This is a genomic window from Sneathiella sp. (genome assembly GCF_047631475.1).
Classification (GTDB): domain Bacteria; phylum Pseudomonadota; class Alphaproteobacteria; order Sneathiellales; family Sneathiellaceae; genus Sneathiella.
This window is the reverse complement of record NZ_JBLHZT010000004.1, coordinates 20,604-36,861: the sequence shown is the minus strand read 5'-3', so window position 1 is coordinate 36,861 and position 16,258 is coordinate 20,604. Positions and strand designations below refer to the sequence as shown.

Sequence of the window (16,258 nt, the reverse complement as noted above, 5' to 3'; positions counted from 1 at the left end):
TTTTCCTAATAATTTGGTGGTGTGATGACCCACGCAATGACAAGATTTTCATCGCCGGGATTGACGCAGGCATGTTCTCCTTCATCAGGCAGGGAAAAACTGTCCCCTTCCTTCAAAGAAAACGTTTTGCCATTTATTGTGATATCGAGAAGACCCTTTAGAATAAGGCCAGCCTCTTCCCCTTTGCGCTGCCTTGGCCGATCACCGGTTCCGGCGCCGGGTTGATAGGTGGTCAGAAGGAATTCCAGCGACCCGCTGAGATTGGGAGAGAGCAATTCTTCGGTCAATCCAGTGCTGGAAAGATCAAGTGTTTTTCGATTTTCCTTGCGAACGATGAAATCCCGTTCTTCTTTTGGGGCATTTGCCTGCCCGCTAAAGAACCAGCTGGCCTGAACGCCCAACGCAGCAGAAATATCCTGCAAGACCGGGATGGTGACCGAGCTTTTCCCCCGCTCTATCTGACTGATATACCCGACTGACTTGCCGATCGTTTCTGATAATTCTGTCAGTGTCAGTCTTTTGGCCCTGCGTAAATCCCGGATCTGGTGACCAATGGCAAGTTCATCCATCGAGGGATGATCTTTATTTTCCTGCATGTCACTCATAATTTGGGTCCAAAATTATTCATTCATGAAATTATTTGGGATTTTTTCACATATGAAAAATTTTGCAACATATTTTTATTATGGGAATAGAGAGTTCGGTTTTTTCAATGAAATTGAGGTGGGGCGCAGCTCAGGCTCGAGAGGGCGACGTTGGCTATCATTTGAAGAAGTTTTTTGGGGGAGCTTGGGGTGCGAGCTGAGACCGGGTGTGTACGGCACCCGGCCTATTCAAAACGCTACTGATTACGCAACTGGTACTCAACTCTTTACGCTACGAGATACGCTACTCTTTAAGCTACTGGCGTGGATAATAGGGGCCGGATCTTAAAAAGCAGTTAGGGAACACGGTTAAAAACCGTTTACTTTTGATTTTTTTTGAAATTTCTGGTTATCCTGTATTTTGCAAGGAGGGCGTGAATGACAGAAGAAAAACTGGCTGAGATTTTTAATCAGTTTTGGGGATATGTTGTTCAATCCCTTTCAGAGCCTCAAGTCCTTGTGCAGATCGGCGCAATCATCATTGGATATGGCCTGGCCCATATCGTTACTCCTAAAATCCAGCATTCCCTTGACGAGCTACAGAAGAAGATATCAGGTGCGTTTTTTCTCAAGATTGCGGACGCTGTTTTTTCAGTAACCCGTCCTGCCATTTGGCTGATCATCCAGTTTCTTGTTTTAGCAGGGATACAGGGGGCAGGGCATCCTTCTTCAATTCTAAGTGTCACCTGTTCGCTTTTGAGTGCGTGGGTTGTCATTCATATTTTCACCCGCCTGATGCAGAACACAACCTGGGCCCGTCTGGTTGCTTTGTGTGTCTGGGTGATTGCGGCGCTGAATATTGTCGGCCTACTGACGCCAACACTCGAATTCCTTGATAGCCTTGCTTTCAGTTTCGGGGATACACAGATTTCAATGCTGAAAATTGCCAAGGGTATTGTGGCAAGTATTATTGTTTTCTGGATCTGTCTGGGGGTTTCCCGCTTTACCGAAGCCCGCATCTACAAATCCAAAGCCCTGACACCTTCGGTTCAGGTATTGCTGGCTAAACTTATTCGGGTTGGCCTTATCGCCGCGGCGATTTTGATCGTTTTATCAAACTCTGGCATTAACATAACAGCCTTCGCGGTTTTCAGTGGTGCGTTGGGCGTTGGTATCGGCTTTGGACTGCAAAAGGTTGTGTCCAATCTGATCAGCGGCGTTATTTTGCTTTTGGATAAAAGTATAAAACCCGGCGATGTGATCGAAGTCGGTCAAACATATGGTCGGGTTCATTCCATGGGTGCGCGATATGCGTCTGTTATTACTCGCGATTCAATGGAATTTTTAATCCCGAACGAGGATCTGATTACACAGCAAGTTGTGAATTGGTCGTATAGTTCAAAGAATGTTCGTTTGAGAACGCCGATCGGTGTGGGGTACGGGTGCAATATTCCCGATGTTATCAAGTTGGCGGAAGAGGCTGCGGCCAGCCAAAAACGAGTATTGAAAACACCTGCACCGCGGTGCCTGATGCGTGGGTTTGGGGATAGCTCCATTAATTTGGAACTGCGGTTTTGGATTGCCGACCCAGAGGCGGGCTGCGCCAATATTACGAGCGATGTTCTGATCGCCGTTTGGCAAATTTTCCGGGATAATGATGTGGATATTCCTTTCCCTCAACGGGATGTGCGTGTCCAGATGGTCGAAAAACCCGAAACAACCTGACTCTTCTTGTTCGGATCAGGATCCACCCACAGTTCATACGTGTTCTGACGGCTGTTTTCTTTTGGAAAAAGGCATTGTGATACGCTTTACCTCTGCCGTATTATGTTATAATGTAACGCTCTTATTCCTGATGAGGTGGGTTATGCACGAATGCCACGAACATGCACTCTGTGTTGAGGATGCTGTTCAAGCGGCGAACCGTATCTGTGAAGAACGCGGTTTGCGCTTCACAGACTTACGGCGACGGGTTCTTGAACTGGTCTGGGAAAATCATGGATCAGCTAAAGCATATGATCTGTTGGAAAAACTCGGTTCCGACTATAGTGCAAAGCCCCCAACCGTTTATCGCGCACTTGATTTTCTTCAAGAAAATGGATTGGTTCATAAAATTAACAGCCTGAATGCCTATGTTGGCTGTAGCCATCCGTTGAAGCATCAGGACTGCTTTTTTCTAATCTGTTCTGTCTGCAATGAGGTGCAGGAATGCTGTACAGGAAAAATCGTGGATGTCGTTCGCGATATGGCTAAAAAAAGCCATTTCTCGCCCCATCACACCACATTGGAAATAGAAGGTGAATGCGAAAAGTGCGAGGCACGAAGCTAGTTAAATGGATAGTTTGATCTCTGCGAAACATGTCTGTGTTTCCCGCGACTCTCAGGAAATCCTGAAAGACATTTCCCTTGATATTGCAGAACAGGATTTTGTAACGATTATCGGGCCGAACGGGGCCGGGAAATCGATGCTGCTTAAATGCCTGATGGGTTTCTATCCGCCGGACAGTGGCCATGTCACCATGCGAAAGGGCCTGGTGATGGGCTATGTACCGCAGCGTCTGGTTGCCGATCCGACTATTCCGATAACGGCGCGCAGATTTCTGACGTTACGCCGAAAAACCGATAAGGCCGGATTAAAGCATGTTATTGAGGAAACGGAAGTCGCCGATTTTCTCGATAAGCCGCTAGCCGTATTATCGGGAGGGCAATTGCAGCGTATTCTTTTGGCCCGGGCCCTATTGAATAGTCCGGACCTGCTTGTACTGGACGAGCCCGCCCAAAATCTTGATATCACTGGACAGCTTTCTTTCTACAAATTGCTGGATCGTGTTTATCGGGAACGGAAAATTAGCGTTTTAATGGTTTCTCATGACCTGCATCTGGTTATGTCGTCGACCCGCAATGTCATCTGTCTGGCACAGGAAATCTGTTGTCACGGAGAACCTCGTGATGTGACGAAAGACCCCGAATTTATTTCATTGTTTGGAACGGATATGGCGGAGTTGATGGCAAGCTATCAACATCACCATTTTCATGATGATGATCCTCATCATCATCTTCACGCTCACAATTTTACTCAACCCCACACTCATCTTCATACAGGGGCCGACATTTGTGAGGACGACCATCCTCAGGGACTAACCGGCACTGACGAAAAGACTGCCGGATCCGGGACGCATAAACATGGTTGACCCTTTTATTCTTCGGGCGCTGGCCGCTGGTGCGGGTATTGCCCTGATCGCGGGCCCTTTGGGTTGTTTTGTCGTGTGGCGACGGATGGCTTATTTTGGGGATTCTCTGGCCCATAGTGCCTTATTGGGCATCGCACTGGGATTGTTGACTGGAATAAGTAGTAATCTGGGCACTGTTCTGGTTTGCAGTGGTTTTGCCCTTATTCTGTTATGGCTTCAGCATACCCGTATTCTGGCCACCGATACATTGCTGGGTATATTGGCGCATGCGGCTTTATCTATTGGTATGGTCGCCCTTAGTTTTGCCGGCAATCAACGATTTGATCTGCAATCTTATCTGTTTGGCGACATCCTGACGGTTCGCACTGAAGAGTTATACTGGATTTTCGGGGGTGGCGCGCTGGTTCTTGTATTGTTGCTGAAAAACTGGCTGGCCCTTACCTTGATGACCATTCATGAAGATCTGGCAAAGGCAGAAGGGGTCAAGACATTTTGGGTCAACCTGATGTTGATGTTGCTGATGACAATTGTTGTTGCAGTTTCAATTCGCATTGTTGGAATTTTATTGATCACCTCTTTGCTCGCTATTCCGGCGGCAACTGCCCGTCAATGGGTGCAGAGCCCGGAAGCAATGGCCATTCTTGCCGCATTTTTTGGTCTATGTGCCGTTGTTGGAGGGATCTTTGGCTCTGCGTATCTGGATACGCCTACAGGCCCGTCCATCGTGACAGCGGCAACTATCATGTTTGCTTTTTTGTTTCCACTCTCTCAGCTATTGCAAAAGTATCGGGGCATCCGTTAGGGGGCGTTTACATCTTCTGCCTGCACGACTAACATGCGTAAATCGCCTGAAAATAAAAGAGAATGCAATGATACAAAAAACGATTGAGAACTGGCACGAATTGTTGAAAACAAAAGACGTGGCGGGGCTGGATGCAATTTTGCACGATGATGTTGTTTTTCATTCTCCTGTTGTTCACACCCCACAAAAGGGGAAGCAGATTACCACCTTGTATCTTGCCGCCGCGTTTAATGTTTTGAACGGCGATGATTTCAAATATTTACGAGAAGTGATAGGCGAGCGAGAGGCGGTTCTGGAATTTCAAACTGTCATTGATGGGATCACGTTAAACGGTGTCGATATGATATCCTGTGATGAAAATGGGTTGATTACAGATTTTAAAGTGATGGTAAGGCCCTTAAAAGCGGTCAATCTGATCCATCAGAAAATGGGCGAAATGCTGGCGGCCCTGGGTAAGGCTTCCTAAGTCAGGCTGTGCAATTCAAGCTGTGCAACTCAAGCAATCCGCATAAGGAAAGACAGGAATGTCAGTCGACCAGATCATTCTATTTACGTTATTTGCCACTGTTTTTATCTTCCTTCTTTGGGGACGCTGGCGGTACGACCTTGTTGCGTTTATCGCCTTGATTATTGGACTGGTTCTAGGAGTGGTTCCGACCAGTGAAGCCTTTTCCGGCTTTGGTCATCCGGCGACCATTATTGTAGCGCTGGTTCTGGTTGTCTCGCGTGGTCTCGTCAAATCCGGGGCGATCGACATGATCACCCGAAAACTGACGGCAATGGAACTTGGATTGTCGCGGCATATTATCGCGATGAGTGGTTTGGGCGCTGTTTTCTCTGCCTTCATGAATAATGTCGCTGCGTTAGCGATATTAATGCCCGTTGATCTTCAGGCCGCGAAAAAAGCGGAAAGGACACCCCGAATTACGCTGATGCCGCTGGCTTTTGCGACTATTTTGGGAGGGATGATTACGCTCATCGGAACGCCGCCCAATATTATTATCGCGGCTTACCGGGAACAGGCGCTGGGCGAAGCATTTGGGATGTTTGATTTCGCCCCTGTTGGCCTATCCTGTGCGGTGGTTGGAATAGCGTTCGTCGCATTTTTCGGCTGGCGATTAATTCCGGTAAGCGAAAAAGACAATAATCCAGCAGGTGATCTTCTTGATCTGGAAGGATATGTTGCCGAGCTTAATGTCGTTGAAGGCTCGGATGTGATCGGCCAGATGGTGCGGGATCTGGATGCGGTTGCTGATGAGAATGACGTGTCGATTGTCGGTCTGGTCCGAAATAACCGACGTCTTGCAGGATACGCGCGCAACGTGGAAATCAAGGCGAAAGACATTCTGGTTGTCGAGGCGGGACCCCAATCCATTGATCAGTTCAGAGGCGCACTGAAGCTTGAATTCGATGGCGAGGAAAGGCATGAGAAAGTTGCTTCAGGCGGTATGACGTTGACAGAAGTTGTCGTGCCAGAAAATTCAATTATCGTTGGGCGTTCTGCATTGTCCCTGCGCTTGCTGGCGCGGCACGGCGTTACATTGTTGGGTGTTTCGCGACAGGGACAGCGGTTTCGTGAGCGGGTACGCCGTCTTGATATTATGGCCGGTGACATTTTGCTGTTGTTGGGCCCTTCCGAGCGGGTGAATGATGGAATTAGCTGGCTGGGTGTGCTTCCATTAGCGGAACGCGGATTGTCGGTCACCCAGTATAAAAAAGCCTGGATGGCGACCGGTATCTTTGCAGCAGCCATCGGCGTTGCCAGTTTTGGAGGTCTGTATCTTGCCGTTGCGCTGGCCATTGTTGTGGCAGCTTATATTCTGCTCGAAATCGTGCCTATTCACGAAGTCTATCAGCAGATTGAATGGCCCGTGATCGTGCTTCTTGGTTCGATGATCCCGTTGGGCGCGGCACTAGAGGCATCCGGGGGCACAGGCCTTCTTGCGCAATCCATTGTTAGTTTGACCGATGGGCTGCCAACCATCGCCGTTTTGGCCGCACTAATGATTGTCATTATGACGTTATCAGATGTGTTGAATAACACGGCCACTGCTGTTGTCGGGGCGCCGATTGCGGTGGATGTTGCGAACCGCCTGGGAGTTAGTCCCGATCCGTTTCTGATGGCTGTGGCTGTTGCCGCATCCTGTGCCTTTTTAACCCCAATCGGACACAAGAATAATACGTTGATCATGGGGCCGGGTGGCTACAAATTCGGCGATTACTGGCGTATGGGGTTGCCGCTGGAAGTTCTTATCGTTTGTGTCGCGACACCATCCATTTTGTTTTTCTGGCCGTTGTAATCCATTAGTCCGGTATGTTGAACGTTACTGTGTCGACAACGGATTCCAGAACGATATAAGTGCTTGTCTGCTGTACTTTGGGGAGCTGGGCAATCGTAGTTCCCAGAAAATGGCGATAGTCCGTTACGTCTTTTGTTCTGACTTTAAGTAGATAGTCAAAATTCGCGGCGACCATGTGGCAGGCTTGTATTTGCGGGACCTTTTGAACAGCAAGATTAAACTCCTGCAAAGCCGCGGTTGTGGTATCGTTGAGGGTAACCTGTACGAAGGCGATGTGACCGGCATCCAACGGGGCAGGATTTAGGTGTGCCCCGTATCCTAGTATGACCCCCGTTGCTTCCAGTCTCTTTAATCGTTCAATACACGGGGTCTTGGTCAATCCAACCCGCGCTGCCAGTTCAGTCATTGTGATTCGAGCATTTTTTTGCATTTCTGCCAGTATTTTCTTATCGATTTTATCCATTTGACTACTTTTTTAAGAAATTTCAGGAAATTTGGTGATCTTATGTAGCATAAGCAGTTTGATTGTTCAAAAAAGGTAAAAAATTTGGTCTCGATGACTGGTTGATTTGCCCTAAAATCTCCACCGAGACCTTGCTGTATTTTGTCTGCTGGCTCTGATTTGAAGGGGTTCCCGATGGAAATGAAGTCTGAAAACCATGAAACTGTTTTGCGCAATGTCATTCGGGACGCGCATCTCGCCGATGAAGAAAAGGCGATACAAACCTTGACAGATTATCTGTCTATCTCAGAAAACACGCGGGAAGCGCTGGTCTCGGATGCGGCAGATCTTGTTCGTCAGCTTCGCCGGGCAAAAAATCCCGGATTAATGGAAACGTTTCTCGGTGAATATGGTCTCAGCACGGAAGAGGGGGTGGCCCTTATGTGTTTGGCCGAGGCCCTCCTGAGGGTTCCTGATGACTCGACAATTGATATGCTGATCAGTGACAAGATCGCCCCGGCAGACTGGGGTCAGCATTTGGGGCATTCCACGTCGCCTTTGGTGAATGCCTCAACTTGGGCGCTGATGCTGACAGGCAAGGTGATTTCACCCAAGGAAACAGAAAACTGGGACGTGGTCAGTAATATCAAGCACCTGATCAAACGCGCGGGAGAGCCTGTTATTCGGAAAGCTGTGGCGCAATCGATGAAGATTTTAGGGCACCAGTTTGTTCTGGGCCGTGATATTTCTGAGGCCATGCAGCGTGCAAAAGGGATGGAGGATAAAGGATATCAGTATTCTTACGATATGCTGGGAGAGGCCGCCCGGACGGCGAAAGATGCACAGAAGTATTTTTTAAGTTATTCCCGTGCCATCGCACGGCTGTCAGAGGCTGCATATCATTCTGATATTCGTGACAATCCCGGTATTTCAATCAAGCTTTCCGCCTTGCATCCAAGATACGAGTTTTTGCAGAAAGAGCGGGTTCTGGAAGAATTGGTGCCCCGGGTTCTCAGCCTTGCCGAGCAGGCTAAAAATGCGCAGATGGGGTTTAATATCGATGCAGAAGAGGCAGACCGGCTGGATTTGTCGCTTGATGTTATTGAGGCTGTCTTTTCTCAGAAGGATTTAAGAGGATGGGACGGTTTTGGCGTTGTTGTACAGGCTTATAGTCCGCGCGCCTTCTATGTTCTTGATTGGTGTTACAATCTGGCAAAGCGTCTGAACAGACGGATCATGGTTCGTTTGGTGAAAGGGGCCTATTGGGATACGGAAATCAAGCTGGCTCAGGTAGAAGGGTTGCCCGGATATCCCGTCTTTACCAAAAAGGCAGCGACGGATGTGAGCTATATGGCTTGTGCGAAAAAATTGCTGTCCATGACGGATCATGTATATCCGCAATTTGCCACCCATAATGCTTATTCAATGACGGCTATAATGGCGTTGGCAGGTGACAAGAGAAACTTTGAATTCCAGCGGTTGCACGGTATGGGTGAAGGGCTGCATGACATCGTCAAGAAAGAAAACTCGACACGTTGCCGGATTTACGCACCGGTTGGTGTACATGAGGATCTTCTGGCGTATCTGGTGCGCAGGTTACTGGAGAACGGTGCCAATAGTTCATTTGTCAATCAGGTGCTGGATGAAAAGGTCCCGGCGCGGGATGTGGTGCGCGATCCAATTTCGCTTTTGGACGGGTTTACTAAACACTCTACGTTCAAACTCCCGGCCCCAAAGAATATCTTCCCGGATGGGCGGATTAATTCAGACGGGATGAACCTTTCGGACCCTGCGGTGCTCGATGAATTTCTGACGAAGCGTGCTCAGTTTGAACGGAAACAATGGACAGCGGGCCCGATCCTCAACGGAACCGAAGAGGTTGGCGAGGCGCAAGCGGTCATCAATCCTGCGGATATTATAGATATTGTTGGGCATGTTTCATCTGCGACGCTTGAACAAGTGGAAAACGCAGTGCAAATTGCGATTGCAGGGCAGGTTGTCTGGGCGAGGCGCCCTGCCACAGAACGCAGTCAAATTCTTCGGCAGATTGCTGATCTTTACGAAGAAAATCGCGTTGAACTGATGACAATTTTAGGCCGGGAGGCTGGAAAGTCTCTGCTGGATGGATTGAACGAAGTCCGCGAGGCCATCGACTTTTGCCGATTTTATGCGAATGAAGCGGAGAAAGAAGCGTTGTCCGCTTCGGGCGATGCATTAGGGGTTTTTGTGTGTATATCACCCTGGAATTTCCCGCTTGCCATCTTTACCGGTCAAATAGTTGCGGCGTTGGTAACTGGGAATGCTGTATTGGCAAAACCGGCTGAGCAGACGTCGCTTATCGCGTCTTTTGCGGCCCGTCTGATGCTCAAGGCAGGCGTTCCTGATGACGTGCTCCAGCTTGTGCCTGGTACCGGGCAGTATATTGGGAACGCTCTCGTATCGCGGCCCGATATCGCCGGTGTCTGCTTTACGGGGTCAACTGATACCGCGAAGGTAATTGGCCGCGCAATGGCAGATCAGGGATCAGCCTACGCGCCCTTTATTGCTGAAACCGGCGGGATCAACGCGATGGTTGTTGATTCTACAGCCCTTCCCGAGCAGGCCGTGCGCGATATCGTAGCATCTGCCTTTCAAAGCGCTGGCCAACGCTGTTCCGCCTTGCGGGTCCTGTATGTTCAGGAAGATGTGGCGGAGAGAACAATTTCAATGCTGAAAGGAGCGATGGATGAATTGATCATTGGAAACCCTTTGAGCATCGATATCGATGCGGGCCCGGTGATTGATACGAAAGCGAAACAGAATATTGAAACCTATTGTGCTGCGATGGAAGAAAAAGGGGCGTTACTGAAAAAGGTTCTTCCCAACGACGCGGTGGCGTCAAAAGGACACTATGTTGCGGCTTCGCTGTTCCGGATTAATGGCATCCATGAATTGGAACGGGAGATTTTCGGCCCCGTGCTGCATGTGGCAACCTATAAAGCAGATCAGGTTGAGCAGGTCATTGAGGCCATAAACAATACCGGGTTTGGACTGACAATGGGATTGCATACCCGTGTGGATGGCCGTGTTCAAAGCTTTGCGGAAAAAGCAAAGGTTGGCAATCTGTATGTGAACCGAAATCAGATCGGGGCAGTTGTCGGGGTTCAACCTTTTGGCGGAGAAGGGCTGTCGGGCACCGGACCAAAGGCAGGCGGTCCGTTATACCTGCATCGTTTTGTTGGCCAAAAAATGAAAAGCGGATCGCCACAGGAGATACGCTTAGGGGAGGCAAAGTCTCCATCGTCCCCTTTGGCCTTACCCTCTTTCCCCGGCACGGCTCTGGACAAGTGGCAGCACCATTCCGACCGCCGGACCGCAATCTTGTCGGTGGCGCAATCATTGGCAAAATTAACCGCTTTTGATAGTCCCGGTTTTGAGAAGAAGGCAAAGGATTTTGATCAGAATATTATGCTTCTGCCGGGACCAACCGGGGAAAGCAACCAGCTTCAGTTTCATGGCCGCGGAACAATTTTTGTTACGGGTGAGGACTGGATGCGGGATAGCCTTTTGGCACTGATGGTCGGTAATCGCGTGATAGTGCGGGCCCCGCAAGCGGATTTTGATATCATGCGCAAGGCTTTGCATTTGTTTTCTGTGCCGGATGCTCTGATTACATGGGTTCCTTCCGAACAGGTTGAAAATGTTGTTCGTGAGTTAGAAGGTCTTTCCTCCTGTGCACTAAGTCGCGGAGCACTGGATGCAAAGCAGGTGCGGATCTGGTTGTCAGAACGGACTGGTCCGATCGTCACTCTGTTGGACGGTGCCAAGGGTTGGCGGGAGTTCGCGGCGGAACGAACCTTGAGCATTGATACAACAGCATCTGGCGGGAATGCCGCCTTGTTGGCCGCGGTTGATGGCTAGAGATTGAAACAAGCGAAGGAGTGATAGAATTGTTTGGGGTTTGAAGGTGATTGTTCACAGTTTGTAAAGGTTCATAATCTAGGCTTTTTTTAGTAAGGTGAGTGACTGTCGCGAAAATAATGTCAAGTTACTCTGTTTTTCTTAAAGCCTAGGTTGTTCGATTGATCCGAAACCCTAAAATTCTGTCTTTTTTTGTCTTGTTGGCGCTTGCCGTCGCGACCTTTGTTGCTGGATACGAAATTGAAAAAGTAAACGAGCAAACGCGCCGCGATATCCAAACAAATGATAGTCAGCGCGCCGCCAATGAAATCAGCATTCGTCTTTCGGCTCAGGTAAGAGAAAGCATTTTCATTCTCAGCGGTCTGAAAGCCCTGATCGAAGGCAATCCCAACTTGAAGCAAAGTGAGTTCGAGCATTATGCTCGGTCGGTTCGCCGCTTGGGGCCAGGTATTAGAAGCATTGCAGCGGCCCCTGATATGGTTGTAACCTATGTGCACCCAATAAAAGGAAATGAAGCTGCTATAGGCCTGGACTACCGTAAAGCACCCGTAGAGCAACGGGCTGCCGCCTTCAGAACCCTTCGCGTTGGACAGCCAATTGTTGCCGGACCTGTTCGTCTTGTTCAAGGGGGCGTGGCATTTATTGTCAGGCTGCCGGTTTTTGTCAGGGACGCGAATGGGGGTACGAAAGACTGGGGAATTCTCGCAGCTCCGATTGATACTGATGTGTTCTTTCAACAATCGGGATTGTTCGAATTTACTGACGAATTCGAATTGGCTATTCGGGGGCATGATGGCCTTGGGGAGCAAGGCAGAGTTTTCTATGGAGATGCTTCTTTATTTACAGAACGGGCTCAGCCTGTGCGTGAAACGATTGGACTGGGCAGTGGGAACTGGGTGTTGGCCGTCACCCCAAAGGGGGGTTGGGTAACTCAGGCGCCTGATCAGATGATCATCCGCATAGCGATGATTTTGACCTTTCTGGTGTTAAGTATCACCTGGTTGACTATTTTTGGCTATTTGAAAGAGCGTAACGCCGCGCGGATTAGACGTCAGCAAATTCTCAAAGAAAAATCAGAATTTCTTGAAATTTTATCCCATGAAATTCGTTCGCCGCTTCAGGGCGTCTTGGGAGCTCAACAATATATACTGGATAATGGGTTTAAAGAATCCATGCGCCCGATTGTTGAAACGGCCCATGAGTCCGGAAATTATATTTTAAGTCTGATTAATGATTATTTGGACCTGCAACGGGCAGAGAGCGGTAACCTGTCAGTTACCTTGACGCCTGTAAATATTCGTAAAGTCATTGATGATGCTTTTCGGATTGCAACCGCTGGCAAGAAAAACAGTAGTCTGTCTATAAAGTTTTCCATTGCTGAAGAGGTTCCTGCAAGGTTGATGCTGGATCAGCGGAAGGTTAATCAGGTTCTCGTCAATATTATCGATAACGCCATCAAATATACGGCCCGTGGATATGCGAATATTTCTGCAGCTTATCATGAGGCAGACGAAGGGCCTGTTTTAAAAATCCATGTGGAAGACACTGGCGTGGGAATAAACAAGGAAGACCTTGAAACCCTTTTTGACCGATTTACCAGAAGCAGCACTGGTGAAAATAGGTCCGGGTCGGGTTTGGGGCTGGCAATCAGTAAATCCCTCGTTGAAGCTATGGGGGGTACAATAACGGTTCGGAGTGAAGTCGCCAAAGGAACAGATTTCTCAATTTCACTTCCGGCTTTTGTCCCAACTGAAACAGAAATCGCCAAATTTGATACTTTGGAAGAGGAAGAGGCGCACGCCTCTGCGCCGGGCAATGGTGATCATCTTTCTGAAATGCGAGTATTGATTGCTGATGATGTGGTTGTGAACCGACTGTTGTTGAACGCCATGCTTTCCACATTGGTAAAAGATGTAATCCTTGCAGAGGATGGTCAGCAAGTCCTCAATATTCTCGAAAAGGAACATGTTGATGTGATTATCATGGATGCTATGATGCCCAATGTCAGCGGGATTGCCGCGACGATGAAAATAAGGCAGCAGGCTCAGTTTGACCACATCCCGATCATCGGATTAACGGGTGAAGAATCCATGAAAAGTCAGGCAGAACTGCTGCGGGCGGGCATGGATGTAGTCCTGTTAAAGCCAATTGATCTTGCGCCGATTTTATCGGCCATTAAAGAGCAAATGGCGCAGCGGGAAAAATTCGCTCTGCACCAAAAACCGTGATTCAATTCAAGCCCTTACAGCTGGCGTAGAAGCTGCTGGTCGCGGGCCAGTCAGAAAAAATACCTTTCACACCAACCTCTTTCGCTAATATATCCAAAACCTTCAGAATGTCCCCGTCCGTTTTAATGGCATTTTTGACAGTCTTATAATACCAGCCCCCGCCGTTTTGCATGGGGCCGGATCGTTCGAGGCTCCATCCGATCAGGGAAAGGCCCGCTTTTCGAGCTTCGAGGGCGTAGGCAGACGGGACGATTTTATTGTCGCTGTTCAAATCCAGAAGCATCCAAATTGGCGGCGCGAGGATCTTAACACCTTGATCCGCAAGTTCTTGCATCGTGGGGGAAAAACTATCCGGGTTTGACGGATTGATTTGCCGGTAACGACCATCCAGATAGGTCGCCTGTTTTCCAAAATCAGGTTCGTTTTTTATCCAGTATAAAACGTCATCAAGATTAAAGGATTGCAGAAAGACACGTGATGGATCGATGCCTTTTTCCTTGTAGGCGTCGACCAGTTTCTGGGCGTATTTTTCCTGACTGAAATTTTCCTGATAAGGCATGGATACGGCGGGTTTTTTGAGTTCCGGAATAAATTTTGCGCCCAGCCGATCGATCAGGTCAATGGAATCTGCATGCGAAAGAAGGGTCCCCTTCGTGGCGTAAAGGTCTGTCCGCCAAGGCGATGTGCCTTTTACATATTCCTGTACCGTTTTAGCTTTCGTGTTCACACCGTCCATTTTTCCGTTGAGGGAGTAAAATTCTGACAGGGTGATATCAGATGTACAGCATTTGGCCGTTGCTTTCGACCCTTCACCTGCGGGAGAAAATGGCTGTGTACACTTACCGGCCAGATCGGGCCGCAGCAGGATATCTGTCGTTTGATGAAGATCGCACTGTGAATGACGGCAGACCAGTTCTTGGTCTTTTGTAAAGGTGGCATCGCATTCTATGATGCCTGCACCCATCCGGGCAGCCGCTTCATACGATTGTTTAGTATGCTCGGGAAATTGCAGAGGCGCCCCGCGATGAGCGATTGAAAAATCTGTTCGGTAAAAGGGCCCGGTTTTACAAGAAGACAATGCCTCTTTCAAAGGCCCTTCTTCCAGATCTTCCAGCAGATAAAAGGGACGTGGCCCAATTTCTGCTTTAACGGAGGTGTCTGCCGCTTTGGCAAGATCAGAAAAACTCATCAGGAGGAGGCCAGTGAAGGCTATCGCCATCAAAGCTCGCGACGCTGGAGAATGCTGGGTCATATGTCTGCCGATCTGTTAATAGAAGGATCATTGTCAAATGCCATACGGATATTGCTGTAAGCAGGCAAAGAAGTCACGTCCTCTCCTGCCCAGTCGGGTTTTAAAAATTTCTCATCCACATGTGAAAGCTCGATTTCTGCGAGAGTCAGCAAGGGGTTGGGGGACTTAAATTCGTCAACTTCCCAGATAAAACCATCAGGGCCTTTTACTGTATGGCGCACTTTGTGGATAATGTGGCCCTTAGCCTGTTTCTGTTGGGACCGCACATCCTCAACTGGAATTTCATATTCGAACTCCTGCCGGTCAATAATGTCAGCGGAACGTGACGGGTATTTTATTGTGAGAAACCCTGTGTTTCCTTTCTGGCGCAGCCGCACAGTCGGTACTTGATCAAGCCCCGTGAGATAATACTGAATAATTTCTTCGGATTTCACGATACCGGATTTCCAGCTATCCGAAGCCACCAGAAATTTGCGTTCAATCTCAACGGTTTTGTCTTTTTGGGGGCGTGTCATTACGGGCCATCGCTTTTGCTTGAATGAAGGGGGATAAGGGCCTCAGTGATTAAGAAGGTTATTATATTTTGACATCGAACCGGCGACAACCTATCTTTCGCGCCGTCGTCGCCATCGGGAATTTCCCATAAAGCCAAGGCGTTTCTTCTTATTGAAAGAAAGTATTGTGTTATGACGCTCCCCCATATTGGTTTGGCGCTACTCATCAACGTTATCTGGGGATTTGCCTTCGTTGCTGCGAAAGAGGGTATTGCTCACTACTCGCCTCTTCTATTTACGGCTCTGCGTTTCTTGTTGGTCGCTGTGTTTCTGGCGTTTTATCTGAAACCGGTAAAGGGCAGCATGAAGACTGTGGCCGCCATTGCCGTTCTGGTCGGCATCATTCACTTTTCATTTTTGTATTTCGGCCTTTTTGTCGCGGGCGGGGTGTCGGCTGTTGCCATTACAATTCAGCTTGTTGCGCCTTTTTCGCTGATCATGGCCGTTATTTTTCTGAAGGAAACTGTAGGTTGGCGCCGGATCGTCGGTCTGCTGATGGCGTTTGGCGGTGTAATGGTTCTTGGTTTTGATCCGGCCGTTCTGGATCAGATCAATGGTGTCATTCTTGTCGCCATGGCCGCCTTTTGTATGGCGGGCGGGATAATCCTGATGCGATTGGTTCAAGGTGTAGGGACTATGGCCATGCAGGCGTGGATCGGCCTCATTTCTTTTCCCGTCATGCTCGCATTGTCTTTCATTTTTGAACAAGGTCAGTATGAGGCCATTACGACCTTTGAATTGCGATCTTTTGCGGCGCTAATTTTTACCGCGGTGATTACTACGATTGTCGCCCATGGCGGTTGGTATTATTTGCTGCAGAAATATCCGGTTGCTGTTCTAACCCCCTATGGCCTTCTCGCACCTGTTTTCGGTGTGGGGTTTGGTGTTTTCCTGTATGACGAACCGATTAGCTGGAAATTTATCATGGGCGGCGCGCTGACCCTTGCCGGTGTTTTCGTGATTAATATCAGAACCGCGAAGAAGACGGCGACGGCATAATCGTCC

13 protein-coding genes are annotated in these 16,258 nt (G+C 48.8%); 9 read left to right on the top strand and 4 right to left on the bottom strand.

All coding sequences use genetic code 11. From position 1 onward, the window contains the following. Nucleotides 1-5 precede the first annotated feature (5 nt). Complete coding sequence (locus tag ACJAYR_RS02520; protein WP_415235144.1) at nt 6-605, bottom strand: helix-turn-helix domain-containing protein; 600 nt, start codon at nt 603-605, stop codon at nt 6-8. Nucleotides 606-1,022: 417 nt separating this feature from the next. Here ACJAYR_RS02520 and ACJAYR_RS02515 point away from each other — a divergent pair, with 417 nt between their 5' ends. The 6 genes from ACJAYR_RS02515 to ACJAYR_RS02490 all read left to right on the top strand — a co-directional run bounded on the left by ACJAYR_RS02515 (nt 1,023) and on the right by ACJAYR_RS02490 (nt 6,877). Then, nucleotides 1,023-2,309, top strand: coding sequence for a mechanosensitive ion channel family protein (locus tag ACJAYR_RS02515; RefSeq protein WP_415235143.1), 1,287 nt, complete (start codon nt 1,023-1,025; stop codon nt 2,307-2,309). A 76-nt stretch (nt 2,310-2,385) separates the two neighbouring features. After that, nucleotides 2,386-2,913: a transcriptional repressor gene (locus tag ACJAYR_RS02510; protein WP_415235142.1), complete on the top strand. Its 528-nt coding sequence runs from the start codon at nt 2,386-2,388 to the stop codon at nt 2,911-2,913. A gap of 4 nt (nt 2,914-2,917) precedes the next feature. After that, entirely contained in the window at nt 2,918-3,775 is an 858-nt protein-coding gene (locus ACJAYR_RS02505) for a metal ABC transporter ATP-binding protein (protein WP_415235141.1), read from the top strand. Next, nucleotides 3,768-4,577: an iron chelate uptake ABC transporter family permease subunit gene (locus ACJAYR_RS02500; RefSeq protein WP_169544203.1), complete on the top strand. Its 810-nt coding sequence runs from the start codon at nt 3,768-3,770 to the stop codon at nt 4,575-4,577. Before ACJAYR_RS02505 ends, ACJAYR_RS02500 begins: the two co-directional genes overlap by 8 nt. A 67-nt stretch (nt 4,578-4,644) precedes the next feature. Next, nucleotides 4,645-5,043, top strand: coding sequence for a nuclear transport factor 2 family protein (locus tag ACJAYR_RS02495; RefSeq protein ID WP_415235140.1), 399 nt, complete (start codon nt 4,645-4,647; stop codon nt 5,041-5,043). Nucleotides 5,044-5,101: 58 nt separating this feature from the next. Then, complete coding sequence (locus tag ACJAYR_RS02490) at nt 5,102-6,877, top strand: SLC13 family permease (protein ID WP_415235139.1); 1,776 nt, start codon at nt 5,102-5,104, stop codon at nt 6,875-6,877. Between the two features lie 4 nt (nt 6,878-6,881). Here ACJAYR_RS02490 and ACJAYR_RS02485 read toward each other — a convergent pair whose 3' ends face one another. Beyond that, complete coding sequence (locus tag ACJAYR_RS02485) at nt 6,882-7,340, bottom strand: Lrp/AsnC ligand binding domain-containing protein (protein WP_415235138.1); 459 nt, start codon at nt 7,338-7,340, stop codon at nt 6,882-6,884. A gap of 174 nt (nt 7,341-7,514) precedes the next feature. Between ACJAYR_RS02485 and putA the strand changes: the two genes are divergently transcribed. Both putA and ACJAYR_RS02475 read left to right on the top strand, forming a co-directional pair. Continuing rightward, on the top strand, nt 7,515-11,219 hold the full coding sequence (gene putA, locus ACJAYR_RS02480; RefSeq protein WP_415235137.1) for a bifunctional proline dehydrogenase/L-glutamate gamma-semialdehyde dehydrogenase PutA: 3,705 nt from the start codon (nt 7,515-7,517) through the stop codon (nt 11,217-11,219). Between the two features lie 161 nt (nt 11,220-11,380). After that, entirely contained in the window at nt 11,381-13,447 is a 2,067-nt protein-coding gene (locus tag ACJAYR_RS02475; RefSeq protein ID WP_415235136.1) for an ATP-binding protein, read from the top strand. Nucleotide 13,448: 1 nt separating this feature from the next. Here ACJAYR_RS02475 and ACJAYR_RS02470 read toward each other — a convergent pair whose 3' ends face one another. Further along, on the bottom strand, nt 13,449-14,636 hold the full coding sequence (locus ACJAYR_RS02470; protein ID WP_415235231.1) for a glycerophosphodiester phosphodiesterase family protein: 1,188 nt from the start codon (nt 14,634-14,636) through the stop codon (nt 13,449-13,451). 59 nt (nt 14,637-14,695) lie between these two features. Continuing rightward, nucleotides 14,696-15,214 (bottom strand): CYTH domain-containing protein, encoded by a 519-nt coding sequence (locus ACJAYR_RS02465; RefSeq protein ID WP_415235135.1) that lies wholly within the window; start codon nt 15,212-15,214, stop codon nt 14,696-14,698. 171 nt (nt 15,215-15,385) lie between these two features. Here ACJAYR_RS02465 and ACJAYR_RS02460 point away from each other — a divergent pair, with 171 nt between their 5' ends. Beyond that, nucleotides 15,386-16,252: a DMT family transporter gene (locus ACJAYR_RS02460; protein ID WP_415235134.1), complete on the top strand. Its 867-nt coding sequence runs from the start codon at nt 15,386-15,388 to the stop codon at nt 16,250-16,252. Nucleotides 16,253-16,258 lie beyond the last annotated feature (6 nt).

Excerpts from the sequence above, each read along its gene's own strand:
- ACJAYR_RS02505 (WP_415235141.1), top strand. The coding sequence starts at position 2,918 with ATGGATAGTTTGATCTCTGCGAAACATGTCTGTGTTTCCCGCGACTCT.
- putA (WP_415235137.1), top strand. The coding sequence starts at position 7,515 with ATGGAAATGAAGTCTGAAAACCATGAAACTGTTTTGCGCAATGTCATT.
- ACJAYR_RS02485 (WP_415235138.1), bottom strand. The coding sequence starts at position 7,340 with ATGGATAAAATCGATAAGAAAATACTGGCAGAAATGCAAAAAAATGCT.
- ACJAYR_RS02470 (WP_415235231.1), bottom strand. The coding sequence starts at position 14,636 with ATGAGTTTTTCTGATCTTGCCAAAGCGGCAGACACCTCCGTTAAAGCA.
- ACJAYR_RS02500 (WP_169544203.1), top strand. The coding sequence starts at position 3,768 with ATGGTTGACCCTTTTATTCTTCGGGCGCTGGCCGCTGGTGCGGGTATT.
- ACJAYR_RS02460 (WP_415235134.1), top strand. The coding sequence starts at position 15,386 with ATGACGCTCCCCCATATTGGTTTGGCGCTACTCATCAACGTTATCTGG.
- ACJAYR_RS02465 (WP_415235135.1), bottom strand. The coding sequence starts at position 15,214 with ATGACACGCCCCCAAAAAGACAAAACCGTTGAGATTGAACGCAAATTT.
- ACJAYR_RS02515 (WP_415235143.1), top strand. The coding sequence starts at position 1,023 with ATGACAGAAGAAAAACTGGCTGAGATTTTTAATCAGTTTTGGGGATAT.
- ACJAYR_RS02490 (WP_415235139.1), top strand. The coding sequence starts at position 5,102 with ATGTCAGTCGACCAGATCATTCTATTTACGTTATTTGCCACTGTTTTT.
- ACJAYR_RS02495 (WP_415235140.1), top strand. The coding sequence starts at position 4,645 with ATGATACAAAAAACGATTGAGAACTGGCACGAATTGTTGAAAACAAAA.
- ACJAYR_RS02520 (WP_415235144.1), bottom strand. The coding sequence starts at position 605 with ATGAGTGACATGCAGGAAAATAAAGATCATCCCTCGATGGATGAACTT.